We start from the raw sequence: 13,439 nt of genomic DNA, 5'->3' as shown, positions 1-13,439 counted from the left end.
GGCGGCACGGGCGCGGCCGGGTCCGGAGGCGGCGGCGCCGTGACCGTGGCGACCGGCGCGGGCGCCCACACGTCCGAGGTCGGCGTGTGGCCCGCCGGACGGTGCACGGCGACCCGTCGCGCCCCGGTGAGACCGGCCGGCGGCGAACCGACGCCGACCCCCGGCAGCACGGCGGCCCCCGGGGCGCACGGGGAGTCCGTGGCGTCCGGAGGCATCGGGGTCCAGGGGTCGGTCAGGGGCTCGCCGCGCGGCGGACACGGCGGGACGGCGGGGCCGCCGGACCCCGGGGGCGCGGCGTACGCGTCCGTGGGATCCGGCGGACCGGCCCACGGGTCACGCACCGCGCACACCCCCCGCGGGCGCCCCGGCACCGGGCGAGAGCGCCCACCAGGCCGCGAGGCCGAAGACCACCGACATCAGCACCGTCGACGGGCCGCCGATGTCCGCGTAGAAGAAGTCGATCAGCTGCCAGGAGAGCAGCCCGCCCGCCACCAGCGCGCACTCCGCGCCCGTCCGGCGCCGCCGCAGCGCGCCCACCAGCAGCGCCAGCCAGCTCCCCGCCAGCGCGAGCAGCCCGATCAGCCCCTGCTCGCTCAGGACCAGCAGGTACATGTTGTGCGGCGACAGCAGCGGCTGCCGCTGGAAGCCCGCGCCCGCGCCCGCCGTGTCGCTGCCGGAGGAGAGCGCCACCGAGGCGTTCGAGTCCCGGTAGTGCGGGAAGCCCTTCAGCCCGACCCCGGTCAGCGGCTCCGAGCGCCACATCCGCCCGGCCGCCGCCCACATCGTGTACCGGTCCGTCACCGACTGGTCCGGCGCCGCCGTCACCCGCGTGATGCTCGTGACGCGCTCCTCCACCATCTCCGAACCGAGCCCGAAGCCGCCGACCAGCACGACCGCCAGCGCCCCCACCGCGAGCACCACCCGCGCCGCCCGGCGCACCCCGCCGAGCAGCAGCTGGATCCCGCAGGCCAGCACGGTCGCGATCCACGCGCCCCGGCTGAACGACAGCAGCAGCGGCACCACGAGCAGCCCCACGCAGACCAGCGCGACGGTGCGGACCCGGCCGGCCGGGCTGCCCAGCGCGATCCCGGTGACGATCACCAGGCCGTACGCCACCACCGTCGCCATGCCCATCACGTCGGTCGCCCCGAAGGTGCCCACCGCCCGGATGTCCTCGCCCTGGTACGACGCGCCCGTCCCCGTCAGGTACTGGCCGACGCCCACCGCGCCCTGGACCAGCGCCAGCGCCACCAGTCCCCACGCCACCACCGCGAAGTCCCGCCGGTCCCGGATCATCAGCAGCACCGCCGCCGGGACCAGCACGAACACCTGCACGTAACGGGCCACGCCCGGCAGGCTCGACGCCGGATCGTTCGAGGTGACCGCCGCCAGGCAGATCCCGAACACCGGCAGCCCGAGCACCACCGCGGCGGTCCGGGTCAGCGGCCGGGCCCCGCCGCGCAACACCCGGACGAGACAGATCAGCACCAGCAGCCCCGAGGCCGCGTCGGCGATCGTGCCGGTGCCGCCCGTCCCGCCCTGCGCCCCGTCGGGCCCCGGCACCAGCAGCAGCGCGATCACCGCGAGGACCGGGGACAGCGCCCCGGCCCTGCGGACCAGGTCCCGGGCGTCCGGCGTCCCCGCGAGGGCCGGTGCCGTCGTCACGGCCGTGGCCATCCTCAGCTCCCCGTCGGTCGGACGAGCCCGGCCGCCGTGCGGACCAGGATGCAGACGTCCTGCCAGAGCGACCAGTGGTCGATGTAGTGGTTGTCGAAACGGCAGCGGTCCTCGATCGAGGTGTCGCCGCGCAGCCCGTGCACCTGCGCCAGACCGGTCAGCCCGACCGGCATCCGGTGGCGGGCCGCGTACCCCGCGTGGATCTTGCTGAACTGGGCGACGAAGTAAGGGCGTTCGGGCCGCGGCCCGACCAGGCTCATGTCACCGCGGAGCACGTTCCACAACTGCGGCAGCTCGTCCAGCGAGGACTTCCGCAGGAAGCCGCCGGCCGCACTCATCCGCCGGTCCCCGGCCACGTTCCACCGGGTCGCCGACTCCGTCTCGTCGGACGGCCGGAGCGTACGGAACTTCAGCAGCGTGAAGTGACGCCCGTGCTGCCCCACCCGCTCCTGCCGGAACAGCACCCCCGGCCCGTCCGAGAGCCGCACCGCCAGCGCGCACACCGCCAGCACCGGCAGCGCCAGCGCCAGCGCGGGACCCGCCAGCGCGATGTCCAGCGCCCGCTTGGCCCGCGCCCCGCGCCGCTGGGTCACCGGGATCAGCCGGCGGCGGGCGTACCCCCACACGTGCTCGCCCATCGGACCCTCGCGCCGCTCCCCGCCGACCCGCCAGGTCGCACAGCCGTAGTGCTGGAAGAGCGTCACCAGCTCCGGCTCGTCGACCAGGAACACCGCCTCGCGGACCGCGTTCTGGATGACCGCCCGGCGGATCTCCTCCGCCGTCGTCAGCAGCGGCAGCCCCGGCTCCAGCGGCCGCTGCTCCCCGACCGTCCCCTCGGTCGGCCCGACCAGGCCGACCGGCCGCATCCCGTACTCGGGGTGCTGGAGGGCCGCCGCGGCGAACCGGCGGCCCGCCGCCGGGGGACCCACCACGAGCGCCGACCGCGGCCGCTCCCGGGCGATCCGCCGCCCGCGCGCGAGCAGCACCGCCCGCACCACGACCGCGAACCCGACGTGCACGGCGTACGCCCCGCACAGCCGCAGCGGACCGATCGCCAGCTCCGGCGACCAGGCCGCGGCACCCGCCGCGGCCACGCACCACACCACCCCGGCCCGGGAGGCCAGCAGGGGCAGCTCGTCCAACAGCCGCGCGTGCGCCGGCGGCCGGTACAGCCCGCCGCGCCCGTCGAGGACCAGCAGCAGCACCGCCAACGGCAGCAGCAGCCGCGGGTCCTGATGGGCGGGACCGAGCAGCGCGCCACCGGCGAGCACGGCCAGGCAGTCGACCGCCCGCAGCGCGCCCGCCCCGGGACCCGACCGGGCGGCCGCCCGGTGGCGCGGCAGCGCGAGGCGGCCGGACAGACGCCCGGGCAGCCGCCGCCGGGGGGCGAGCGAGGCCGTCCCGAAGGCCGGACCCGCGACCGGCCACGGGCCGGGTGAGGAGGGAACGCTCGTACTTTCCGTGGTCACTGCGCAATCGGCTCTCTGTGCTCGGTGCCCCGCACTCCGGCCAGCTCGCGGTAGATCTCCGCGACGGCCGCGCCGGTGCGCCGCACATCGAAACTGCTGAGGACGTGCTCGTGGGCCTCACGGCCCAGGCGGTGCCGCAGCTCCGGCCGGCCGAGGAGGCGGCCGAGAGCGGCGGCGAGGGCGGCCGGGTCCTCGGAGGGGACCAGGCACGGGGCTCGGTGGCCGGGCGGCAGGCTCTCGCGGGCCCCGTCGACGTCGGTGACGACGACCGGCCGGCCCGCCGCCATCGCCTCCAGCGGCGCCAGCGCCATGCCCTCCCAGCGGGACGGCAGCACGACGACGTCCGCCGCCCGGTACCAGGGCACGGTGTCGCCGACGGCGCCGGTGAACCGCACCGAGGGACCGGCCGCGGCCCGCAGCCGCTCGCCGTCCGGCCCGTCGCCGACCAGCACCAGCCGGGCGTCCGGCACCTCGGCGAGGACCGCCGGCCAGGCGGCGAGCAGCACGTCCTGGCCCTTCTGCCGGCAGAGCCGGCCCACGCACACCACGGTCGGCGCCGGATTCCCGGCGGGCCCGTCGGTCGCGAAACGCGCCACGTCCACGCCGTTGTGCACCACCGACCAGGCCGCCTCGACCCCGGCCTCCTCGCCGGTGCGCCGCTCGGCCCCGCTCACGCAGAGGATCCGGTCGGTCCAGCGGGCGCCGAACCGCTCCCAGCGGCGGGCGAGTTCGGCGGTGGTGCCGGTCACGGCCTCGAAGGACCAGGCGTGCGGCTGGTAGACGGTCGGGATCCGCCCGCGCACCGCGAGCCGGGCGCACAGGCCCGCCTTCGCCGAGTGCGCGTGGACGAGCCCGGGCCGGACGGCACGGACCACCCGGGCCAGGTCGCGGGTCTCCCGGAACAGCGCCGGACCGGGGTCGCGGCCGGCCCGCCAGTCGCGGACCTCCGCTCCCTCGGCGCGCAGCTCCGCGGCGAGTTCCGTGCCGGGCGGGCAGGCGACGACGGGCCGCAGCCCGTCCGCGCGCTGGGCGCGCACCAGGTCCACGACGACCCGGGCGACGCCGCCGTCGCCGGGCTGGACCGCGTGCAGGACGGTGACGGACCCGTGGTCCGTCTCGATCGGGGCCCGCACGTCAGCGCCGTACGTCCGCCTGCGGGAAGAGCGCACCGAGCCAGACGGTGTCCTGACGGCTGCCGAGCCGGACATGGACACCGTCGGCCCCGCTGCGCAGCGCCCCCCGCAGATCGAAGACGTCGGATTCGTACCCCAGGGTGTTCCCGGCGGCGGGGAAGCGCGTGGTCCCGGCCCTGCCGAATTCGGTGGCGCACCACACGCTGCGACGCACAGCAAGAACCGCTGAATTCCGCATACAGGTTCTCCGCTTTGATGAGAGAAGGAAGGGAAGACCCGTGAAGACCGGGGGAGGGGAAGGTGTCGTCCGCACGAAATGGGTGAACGCGCGGCGGGCCCGGAAGCAACGTTCGGGAACGTTATAACCCCGGCGCGGGGCGATAGTAAGCATTAGATGCTCGGAAACGCTAACTCCCGTATCCGCGCGGCCGGTTCCTCGTTGAGCGTGTTGCGCCTTTCTCCGGCCCATCGCTCGAATGACCCCCGTGTGGCCCAAAGATCGGTTGAACGTCACCCGTTCGGGAGAGCAACCGATGAATAGCCGGGCCGTTGTTGAGGGAGCCGGGCCGAACAGTCCGCGCAGTCCGAGTTGGAAATCGATCGAGGAGAACTTCTCCATGTCCCGTATCGCCAAGGCCGTCGTCCTGACCGTGGGTGCCGCCGCCGCGGTCGCCGGTGCCGCCGGCGCCGCCGCTGCCGACTCCCTCGCCGAGGGTGCCGCCGTGAAGTCCCCCGGTGTCGGCTCCGGCAACGTCGTGCAGGTCCCGGTCCACGTGCCGGTCAACGTCTGCGGCAACACGGTCAGTGTCATCGGTGCGCTGAACCCGGCCTTCGGCAACGCCTGCGCCAACGTCTGATCTCGCACGTCGGATCGGTCCTTCCGAAGCCGGTGCGCCCACCCCGCGGGTGGGCGCACCGGCTTTTTCCTTGCGGCCATTGGATCGGTACTCGTTCGGACGCACCCCCATGCGCCGTCCGGTGCAACGGCGTACGCCCCTTCGGGGGGCAGGTCGGAAGGCAGATTCACTCGAACGGGGACGTGGCGCTGCGTAGCGCATCAGTTGCGGAGGGCTATAACCGCAGGCACGGTGGGAGGGCAGTTGTCCGACGCATAAGGAAAAGGAACACATATGCGTCCCCTGGCTTCACGCCGTCTCACCGCCCTGGCGATATCCGCCGCCCTCACCCTCGGCACGGCGGGACCCGCCGTCGCCGACGAGCTCCACCCGTCCTCCGCGGCCGACCGGGCCGCTCGCGCCCCGCTTCCCGACGCGGCCGCCCTGCTGACCCAGACCAAGGCCCTCGCGGACGTCGGCGGGGTGACCACCCCCGTGACCGAACTCGTCACGGCGGCCCTCGGGGCCGACGGCGGTCAGGTCCCCGCCGCCGACGCCGAGTCCCTGAAGGCCAGGATCCAGGCCGCCGTCGACCGGGCCAAGGAGACCGCCCCCGCCCCGGTGCCGGAGACCCCGGCCCTCCCGGAGCCGCCGGTCACCCCGCCCGCCGCCGACACCCCGGTCACCCCGCCGGCCGTGGACACCCCCGTGACCCCGCCGGCCGTGGACACCCCCGTCGCCCCACCCGCCGTCGAGACTCCGGCCGGGCTGCCGGTGAAGCCGCCGGTCACCCTGCCCGTCGCCGCCGGGGCGGCGGCGGTGAAGGCCGGGAAGGCCGCGCCCGCGGACCTGGTGGACGACGCCCTCGGCACCGTCGAGAAGGCCGTCGCCGGACTGCTCGCCGCGGTCACCTCCGGGGACGCCGCCGGAGTCGCCCCGCAGGTCACGGCCACGCTGACCTCGCTGGTCAACCTCGCCGTCGCCACCGTGCTCGGCAGCGGCCTGCCCGCGCCGGACCTGGCCGGTCTGCCCGCGCTCCCCGCGCTGCCGGTCGAGCCCCCGGCGCTGCCGGTCGACCCGCCGGTCGAGGCGCCGGAGCTGCCGGTCGACCCGCCGGTCGAGCCCCCGGCGCTGCCGGTCGACGCGCCGGTGAAGCCGCCGGTGTCCGCGCCCGAGCTGCCGGTGAAGCCGCCGCTGCCGGTCCGCTGACCCGCCCGCACCACCCCCTGACCCGTACCGGTCCGGCCTCCCGCCGGGCCGGTACGGGCACGTGTGCGCCCGGTCATCCGGAAATAGCACCGGTCGCCTTCGATCGGGTGCAGTGTCGAGAAATCCTTCCTTCTGGAGTTTCCGGGGAGCGAACCTCTCGTTACAGAAGGCAGAACGACGTACGGGATTTCCCCAAGAAGCCCGTGCGGAACGTGAGTTGAAAGAACAGAGGAAGGATTCTCCCCATGAAGCCGACCAAGGTCGCCGCCGTCGTCGCCGGTTCCCTGATGGCCCTGGGCGTCGCCGCCCCCGCCATGGCCCAGCAGGCGCTGACGCCGACCAGCCTGAACGGCGGCCTGGAGGCCATCGCCGCCAACGGGCTGAAGTCGGACGTGCTCAGCAGCACCACCGAGGGCTCCCCGGTCAAGTCCGTCACCGACACCGCGACCCAGCTGAACCAGACCGGCAAGGGCCTCCCGCTGGTCGGCGGCCTGCCGGTCAACCCGCTCGGCGGCTGATCGAATGATTTTCTGACCGGTCGCCGTGTGGCCTCGACTCCACACGGTGAGCCGCTCCCTACTCTCGGGACCGTCCCACGCGAACGTCAGCGGGGGACGCGGCCGGACGGAGCGAGGGGGGATCCTCGCCGGTCTCTCCCTTTCTCCCGAGGAAGAGCGGTATGCGGTCCATCATCAGCAGGAAAGTACTCACCGCGGCGGCAGCGACCGGCCTGCTGTCGCTGACCGGCGGCTTCGCGCTGGCCGCGAACGCGCACCCCGGCACGGGCGACACGCCCGGGCCCGGCAACGGCCAGGCCCACGCCCCCCTTTCGCCGGAGGTCTGCGCCGGCATGGACCTGGGCGGCTATGTGGCGTCGGCCGTCGGAGACCTCTGCGCCCACACGGCGGAGGACCCGGACGGCGGCTACGGCGAAGAGCCCGAGGAGCCCACCCCGACGCATCCGACGCACCCGCCGACCGAGCCCCCCACGCACCCGCCGACGCACCCGCCGACGCACCCGCCGACGGAGCCGCCCACGACTCCGCCCACGCACCCGCCCACACACCCGCCGACGGAGCCGCCCACGACTCCGCCGACCACGACTCCGCCCACGACCACTCCGCCGACCCATCCCCCGGGCGAGTGCGAGGCGCCCGCGCCGGGCGAGGAGCCGGAGCCGGGCTGCGAGGAGCCCACCACCCCGCCCACCACGACTCCGCCCACCACTCCGCCGACGTCGCCGCCGTGGACCCCGCCCACGAATCCGGACGAGCCGCCGGGCGAGTGCGAGGAGCCGGAGCCGGGCGAGGAGCCCGAGCCCGGGTGCGAACCGACCACGCCGCCCACCACCACCCCGCCCACCACTCCGCCGACGTCGCCGCCGTGGACCCCGCCCACGAACCCGGACGAGCCCCCCGGCGACTGCGAGGAGCCGGCCCCCGGCGAGGAGCCCGAGCCCGGGTGCGAGCCCACCACCCCGCCCGCCACTCCGACCGACAAGCCCGAACTCCCCGACACGGGCAGCGACCCCGCCCTGTGGGGAGCGGCCGCCGTCAGTGCCGCCCTCATCATCGGCGGCACCGTCGTCCAGCTCCGGGGCGGCCGCCTCGTCCGGAGCCGTCGCCACTGACGTACGCGCTCCGCTGACGTGACGTCAACCGAGGTCCCCGCCGTCACCGGCGGGGGCCTCGGGCGTTGCTGCACATGGGGGACGCCCGCGCGACGTTTCGGCCAAGGGGCTCGTTCACACGACATGACTCTGCGCTCTCACGCCGGCATGGGCCTCCTCATGACCGCGCTCGCCTCCGCCGCCATGGCCGCCCCGGCCGCCGCCGTCGAGGCTCCGGTGGTCGTCCCCCTCCAGGGCCTGGACCCGGTCCTGCCGATGGACGCCCCCACCGTCGCGACCGGCGTACCCGTGCCGATGCCCGGCGCCCCCACCGGCTTCCAGAAGGGCCTCGGCGCGCTCCCGGACGTGACCCTGCCGAGCGTCCCGCTCGCCGGCACCCTGCCCGAGACCGTCGTCGACGCCCCGCTGCCCGAACTCCTGGAGGGCAGCGAGCCCGGCCGGGCGCTCTTCGCCACCCCGCACTCCGAGATGAAGGCCGCCACCCCCGGCGCCGTCCTCGGCAACCCCGTCGAGGCGCCCGACGGCGACGGCCTGGCCGGCGTGCCCGACGTGCACGTGCCGGAGCTCGGCCTGGTCTCCCCGACGCTCAGCGGCGCCCTCGACTCCCAGCTCGGCCTCGCCCCCGACCGCGGCTGACCCCGCCCCCCTTCCTTTCGGAATTCTGTACGGATCCGGTCCGCGCGGGTGAAGACACGATTCTTCCCCGCTACCGCAAGGGCTTTCCGTCGTTGCACCGGAAGGCTTGTCGCATGGCCGCGGCCCGCGGTCCGGTGCGCCGCCCGCCGTATCCGACGGCGGGCGGCCACCGGACCGCGGGCCACCTTTTCCCGCCCCCGCGGGATTCTCCGATTTCTCCCTCCCGTTCGGCCCAAAGACCGTGACCCGGCCCCCGGTGCGGCGTTGAACGGAAGTGACGGCCGTGATCCCTGCGGTCGCTCGACCCATTCAAGGAGTTCTGATGTCTCGCATCGCCAAGGCTGCCGCCGTTCTGGCCGGCACCGGTGCCGTCGCCCTCACCGGAGCCGGCCTGGCCGTCGCCGACTCGGGCGCCGAGGCCGTCGCCGCCCACTCGCCCGGCGTCGCCTCCGGCAACGTCGTCCAGGTCCCGGTCCACGTCCCGGTCAACCTCTGCGGCAACACGGTCAACGTCATCGGTCTGCTGAACCCGGCCTTCGGCAACAGCTGCGCCAACATCGACGCCCCGCACGACAACGGCGACGGCGGCTACGGCGGCTGATCCGCCCCCGCCTCCGTTCTCCGGGCGTCCCCCCGGCCCCACCAGGGCCGGGGGGACGCCCGTGTCCGGGCCCGCCCGTCAGGCGTACCGGTAGATCCCGGCGTGGTCGAACATCTCCGCCGGCGTCACGCCCCACGGCGCCATCGGCTGGTGCCGCGCCACCACCTTCCGGTACTGGGCGTCGCCCAGCGGGGGCGGCTCCGCCGGCAGGTACGCCGCCCCCGGATTGCGCTGCTGCCACCGCGACCACACCAGGTCCACGAACGAGTGGTGCAGCCAGAACACCGGGTCGTTCACCGACCCACCGCCCAGCATCAGGCCGCCCACCCAGCGGTGCACCCGGTTGTGGATCCGGAACCGCTCGTTGCCCGAGCCCGGCGCCCACCCCTCCAGACGGTTGCGGAAACCCGACGGGCTGGTCGAGTTCCAGGGGGCCGTGTCGTACGTCCGCTCCCGCATCACCTCGTCCAGCTGGGCCGCCGTCGGCAGCGCCACCGGATCGCGCGGACGGCCGAAGTCCCTGGTCAGATAGGAGATCTCGGTCATCGCGTGCTTCACCGTCCACTTTCCCCGGGCGTACGCGAAGGGGCCGGTGGTCACCTGGAGGTCCGAGCGGCGGCCGTTGCCGCCCATGAAGTCCTCGGCCCAGATCGAGGACGCCGGAGTGGAGTCCCGGGTCCAGTCCCAGTACGGCACGGACACCGTCGCGTCGATCCGGCGCAGCGCCCGCTCGAACTCCAGCAGGAACTTCCGGTGCCAGGGCAGGAAGCTCGGCGCCATGTGCGCGGTGCGCAGTCGGCCCGCGCCGTCGGCGGTGTAGTGGTCGATGTGCATGCGGACGAACTCGTCATAGGTGCCGCGGCGCTTCAGTTCGAGCACCGCGGCCACGAACCGCCGGCGCTCGGCCGTCGTCAGGTCGCGCTGGTTCTTACGCGTGTACACCACGCGGGTTCCCTCCCGTCGGGTCGGAGTGGAGGCCGTGCCCCGCCGCGTACCGGGACAGCGGGGCGGAGCCCGCCGCGTCCACCGCCGCGCGGGTGGCGGAGAGCGGGGTCGGACAGGACTCGTAGTGGTCGAGCGGGGTCACCCAGCCGCCGTCGGCGCACCGCATCAGGTGCAGCGGCCGGCCGTCCACCAGGGCCACCGGCTCACCTCCCGGACCGGTGAGACCGCGGATCCGCCGGCCCGCGTACATCTCGTCGAAGGCGTACGGGTCCGCCGCCTCCGGGGAGCGGGCGGCGATCCGGCCGAGGGCGCCGCCGGTGGCGGCGGTGACGGCCAGCGCGAACAGGGACCGGAGGGCGACACGGCGCGGGAAAGGCATCGGCGATCTCCTGGTGTCGACAAGGGGCCTCAGGGCACAACGATGAAAACCCGGGTTCGTTGCGGCCGGGAGTTCGAGCGGGCGAATGTCGGCCGGATGAGTGAATTCGGTACGGGGAAAGGGTGGTTGCCCCACTAGCATCCCCTTCCATGACCACTCCCCACGTCCTTTCCGAGGCGCGCAGCGTCTCTCCGCTGGGCACGCTCACGGTGATTCCGTGGTCCAGCGAAGCCACCGCCGATTCCGCCGGCACGCCCTTTCTGATGGCGTATTCGCTCGGCGACGGCCGCGACGGGCCGGAGGCCGGTCAGCAGGCCATGCGGACCGCCCTGGAGTCCATGGGCCTCTCCGTCGGCGACCGGCTCTTCGACCTGGAGAAGGACGCGGGGATCAGCGCCACGCTGCTCGTCGAGGCCGGCACCGCCGTGCTCACCCTGCCCTTCCTCAAGGTGCAGTGCCCGGTGCCCGCCGAGTGGCAGACCGCCGCCCGCGAGAGCGGCAAGGTCTACTTCCTCTGCTCGGTGCGCCCCTGGGGCGAGGGCGTCCCCGGGAAGCCCGTGGACGAGGACCGGCTGCGCGCCTTCGTCTCCGACGAGGAGACGCTCGCGGAGTGCGCCCACGTCCTGCTGCCCGTCCGGCGCGTGCAGGGCTGAGCGGAAGGGGCGGCGCGATGACGACGCTCGGGGTACGCGGCGGTGTGCCGGGTCAGCGGCGGGAGGACCGGGCGGCCGCCCGGTCGGAGGACGGGACGGTCGGCGCCGGGCGGGCGCTCGGCTGGCTGCTCGTCGTCACCGGGGCGGCCGGGATCCTGGCCGCGTGGGTGATCACGATCGACAAGTTCAAGCTCCTGGAGGACCCGGGCTTCCAGCCGGGGTGCAGCCTGAACCCGGTCGTGTCCTGCGGGAACATCATGAAGAGCGAGCAGGCGGCGGTCTTCGGCTTCCCCAACCCGATGCTGGGCCTCGTCACGTACGGCGTCGTCGTCGCCGTCGGCGCCGGGCTCCTCGCGGGGGCCCGGTACCGGGGCTGGTTCTGGCTCGGGCTGAACGGCGGGACGCTCTTCGGCGTCGGCTTCTGCACCTGGCTGATGCAGCAGTCGCTGTACGAGATCAACGCGCTGTGCCTGTGGTGCTGCCTCGCCTGGACGGCGACCATCACCATGTTCTGGTACGTCACCGCGCACAACGTGCGGACCGGGGTGCTGCCCGCCCCGGCGGCGGTGCGGGGCTTCCTCGGCGACTTCGCCTTCGCCCTGCCCGTCCTGCACGTCGGGATCATCGGGATGCTGATCCTGACCCGCTGGTGGGAATTCTGGACCAGCTGACGTGAACCGTCTCCCCTCGTGGCCGCGGGCCGCACTCCTGGTGCTGCTCGCGGCCGTTCTCGCGCTCCTGCTCGTGCCCGGCCTGCCCGGGCGGCTCGCGCCCGGCGAGCGGCACACCGGGACCCGGGCCGCCCCCGAGCCCTCGCCGCTGCCCGGGGTGCCGTCCGGCTTCTTCACCGGCTCCGACGCGGAGGGGGTGCGGCGGATCGCCGGGGTCGAGTCGTGGCTGGGCGGCGGCGGGCTGACGGTCGGGCACACCTATCTGCCGGGCGACACCTGGTCCAACATCGAGGGGCATCCGCAGCTGTTCGCGCCCTGGGCGGAGTGGAAGGCCGAACGGCCGGGCCGGCTCTTCGTGCTGAACGTGCCGATGATGGACCGCAACGAGGCCGGGCTGACCGACGCCCAGGTGCGGGACGGGCTGCGGCGGGGCGCCGCCGGCGACTTCGACCGGCACTTCACGGCGCTGGGCGAGGGGCTGGTGGAGCACGGCCTCGGGGACGCGGTGCTGGTGCTCGGCTGGGAGATGAACGGCACCACGTACGGGCACCGCTGCGGGCCGGACCCGACGGCCTGGAAGGCGTACTGGCGCAAGGCGGTCGGGGCGCTGCGCGGGGTGGCCGGGCAGCGCTTCCGCTTCGACTTCACGCCGAGCCGGGGGCGGGACGCGGTGCCCTGGCCGGAGTGCTACCCCGGCGACGACGTCGTCGACATCATCGGGATGGACGCCTACGACCAGCCCGCCGGGCTCTCCTTCGAGGAGCAGGTGAGCGAGGAGTACGGGCTCGCGCACCACGTGGCCTTCGCGGCGGCGCACGGCAAGCCCGTCTCGTACCCGGAGTGGGGGCTGTTCCGGAACGGGGACAACCCCGCCTACGTGCGGGGGATGCTCGACTGGTTCGCCGCCCACCGGCCCGTCTACCAGACGGTGACCGACTACTGCCCGCACGGAGTGTGGGGGTGCGCGGACAACCCGCGCTCCGCCGAGGTGGTCAGGGGCGCGCTGGGAGCGCCGGCCCGGCCCTGAGGGTGTCGAGCGTGCGGTCGAGCAGCGCCGGGAGGTCCTCTTCGAGGCCCCGCTCGGCCCAGTAGAGGGTGGCCTCGCGCAGGGCGCCGAGGACGGCCGCGGCGAAGACCCGGACCTCCAGGTCGTCGGGGGCGCGGCCGGTGCGGTCGGCCAGGGCGCGGGCGAGCCGACGGCCGGTCTCCGCGGTGGTCTCGGAGAGCCGGGCGCGGACGGCGGGGGCGCCGGCCATCAGCCGGGCGCGGAGCCGGATCTCCTCGGGGTCGGCCTCCAGGGCCGCGCGAATGGCCTCGACGACGACCGCGCGGAGGGATTCGAGGGGCTCCTCGCCGGCCGGGCGGGCGCGCAGCCTCGCCTCCAGGCGCTCGTCGTCCTCGTCGGTGAGGACGATGTCCTCGCGGACGGGGAAGTAGCGGACGACGGTGGAGGGGGAGACCTCGGCCTCGGCGGCGATGCGCTCGATGGTGGCGGCCTCCCAGCCGTGGGCGGCGGCGATCCGTCGTCCGGCCCGGCGGATCTCCTCGCGGGTCCGCTGCTTCTTCCGCTCCCGCAGGCCGTTCGTCGTGCTGGACATGG

At 74.7% G+C, this 13,439-nt stretch carries 16 protein-coding genes and 1 pseudogene; 9 read left to right on the top strand and 8 right to left on the bottom strand.

The window, feature by feature from the left end; all coding sequences use genetic code 11:
* From IE321_RS42155 to IE321_RS21935, 5 genes and pseudogenes are all read right to left on the bottom strand, one after another.
* Positions 1-341, bottom strand: a pseudogene (locus IE321_RS42155) (hypothetical protein); the annotation flags it as partial.
* Complete coding sequence (locus IE321_RS21950) at positions 334-1,677, bottom strand: O-antigen ligase family protein (protein ID WP_190224226.1); 1,344 nt, start codon at positions 1,675-1,677, stop codon at positions 334-336. The gene IE321_RS21950 and the pseudogene IE321_RS42155, both read right to left, overlap by 8 nt.
* A gap of 2 nt (positions 1,678-1,679) precedes the next feature.
* Positions 1,680-3,146 carry an exopolysaccharide biosynthesis polyprenyl glycosylphosphotransferase gene (locus tag IE321_RS21945; protein WP_190224225.1) on the bottom strand — a complete coding sequence of 489 codons (1,467 nt, stop codon included), beginning with the start codon at positions 3,144-3,146 and terminating at the stop codon, positions 1,680-1,682.
* A complete protein-coding gene (locus IE321_RS21940; RefSeq protein WP_370531621.1) occupies positions 3,143-4,315 on the bottom strand; it encodes a glycosyltransferase in 1,173 nt (390 codons plus the stop codon). The genes IE321_RS21945 and IE321_RS21940 overlap by 4 nt, the downstream gene beginning before the upstream one ends.
* On the bottom strand, positions 4,281-4,493 hold the full coding sequence (locus IE321_RS21935) for a hypothetical protein (RefSeq protein ID WP_226651322.1): 213 nt from the start codon (positions 4,491-4,493) through the stop codon (positions 4,281-4,283). Before IE321_RS21935 ends, IE321_RS21940 begins: the two co-directional genes overlap by 35 nt.
* A 403-nt stretch (positions 4,494-4,896) precedes the next feature.
* On the opposite strand from IE321_RS21935, the gene IE321_RS21930 reads away from it, so the two are divergent.
* The 6 genes from IE321_RS21930 to IE321_RS21905 all read left to right on the top strand — a co-directional run bounded on the left by IE321_RS21930 (position 4,897) and on the right by IE321_RS21905 (position 9,191).
* Complete coding sequence (locus IE321_RS21930; protein WP_043227061.1) at positions 4,897-5,136, top strand: chaplin; 240 nt, start codon at positions 4,897-4,899, stop codon at positions 5,134-5,136.
* Positions 5,137-5,409: 273 nt separating this feature from the next.
* Positions 5,410-6,324 (top strand): hypothetical protein, encoded by a 915-nt coding sequence (locus IE321_RS21925; protein ID WP_190224223.1) that lies wholly within the window; start codon positions 5,410-5,412, stop codon positions 6,322-6,324.
* Positions 6,325-6,569: 245 nt separating this feature from the next.
* The gene (locus IE321_RS21920) at positions 6,570-6,842 is read left to right on the top strand and encodes a hypothetical protein (protein ID WP_043227062.1); all 273 of its coding nucleotides are present in this window, start codon (positions 6,570-6,572) and stop codon (positions 6,840-6,842) included.
* A gap of 161 nt (positions 6,843-7,003) precedes the next feature.
* Entirely contained in the window at positions 7,004-7,954 is a 951-nt protein-coding gene (locus IE321_RS21915; RefSeq protein WP_190224222.1) for a hypothetical protein, read from the top strand.
* 123 nt (positions 7,955-8,077) lie between these two features.
* On the top strand, positions 8,078-8,590 hold the full coding sequence (locus IE321_RS21910; protein WP_043227064.1) for a hypothetical protein: 513 nt from the start codon (positions 8,078-8,080) through the stop codon (positions 8,588-8,590).
* A 322-nt stretch (positions 8,591-8,912) separates the two neighbouring features.
* A complete protein-coding gene (locus tag IE321_RS21905; protein ID WP_043227065.1) occupies positions 8,913-9,191 on the top strand; it encodes a chaplin in 279 nt (92 codons plus the stop codon).
* A 78-nt stretch (positions 9,192-9,269) separates the two neighbouring features.
* Here IE321_RS21905 and IE321_RS21900 read toward each other — a convergent pair whose 3' ends face one another.
* Both IE321_RS21900 and IE321_RS21895 read right to left on the bottom strand, forming a co-directional pair.
* Positions 9,270-10,136, bottom strand: a complete 867-nt coding sequence (locus IE321_RS21900; protein ID WP_043227066.1) for a tyrosinase family protein — start codon at positions 10,134-10,136, stop codon at positions 9,270-9,272.
* Positions 10,120-10,515, bottom strand: coding sequence for a tyrosinase family oxidase copper chaperone (locus IE321_RS21895; protein ID WP_043227067.1), 396 nt, complete (start codon positions 10,513-10,515; stop codon positions 10,120-10,122). The genes IE321_RS21900 and IE321_RS21895 overlap by 17 nt, the downstream gene beginning before the upstream one ends.
* A gap of 149 nt (positions 10,516-10,664) precedes the next feature.
* Between IE321_RS21895 and IE321_RS21890 the strand changes: the two genes are divergently transcribed.
* From IE321_RS21890 to IE321_RS21880, 3 genes are read left to right on the top strand one after another with little or no spacing between them, the layout of a single operon-like run.
* Positions 10,665-11,168: a DUF5949 family protein gene (locus IE321_RS21890; protein WP_063766074.1), complete on the top strand. Its 504-nt coding sequence runs from the start codon at positions 10,665-10,667 to the stop codon at positions 11,166-11,168.
* Positions 11,169-11,185: 17 nt separating this feature from the next.
* Positions 11,186-11,839, top strand: coding sequence for a vitamin K epoxide reductase family protein (locus IE321_RS21885; RefSeq protein WP_043227068.1), 654 nt, complete (start codon positions 11,186-11,188; stop codon positions 11,837-11,839).
* A gap of 1 nt (position 11,840) precedes the next feature.
* The gene (locus tag IE321_RS21880) at positions 11,841-12,866 is read left to right on the top strand and encodes a glycoside hydrolase family 26 protein (RefSeq protein ID WP_190224221.1); all 1,026 of its coding nucleotides are present in this window, start codon (positions 11,841-11,843) and stop codon (positions 12,864-12,866) included.
* On the opposite strand, the gene IE321_RS21875 is transcribed toward IE321_RS21880, so the two are convergent.
* Positions 12,832-13,437: an acyl-CoA-like ligand-binding transcription factor gene (locus IE321_RS21875; RefSeq protein ID WP_190224220.1), complete on the bottom strand. Its 606-nt coding sequence runs from the start codon at positions 13,435-13,437 to the stop codon at positions 12,832-12,834. The genes IE321_RS21880 and IE321_RS21875 overlap by 35 nt on opposite strands.
* Between the last annotated feature and the right edge of the window lie 2 nt (positions 13,438-13,439).

Origin of the sequence: Streptomyces hydrogenans (assembly GCF_014656075.1) — a bacterium.
GTDB lineage: Bacteria > Actinomycetota > Actinomycetes > Streptomycetales > Streptomycetaceae > Streptomyces > Streptomyces hydrogenans.
Note: the sequence above shows the minus strand (reverse complement) of the source record. Positions and strands in the feature narration are given on the sequence as shown.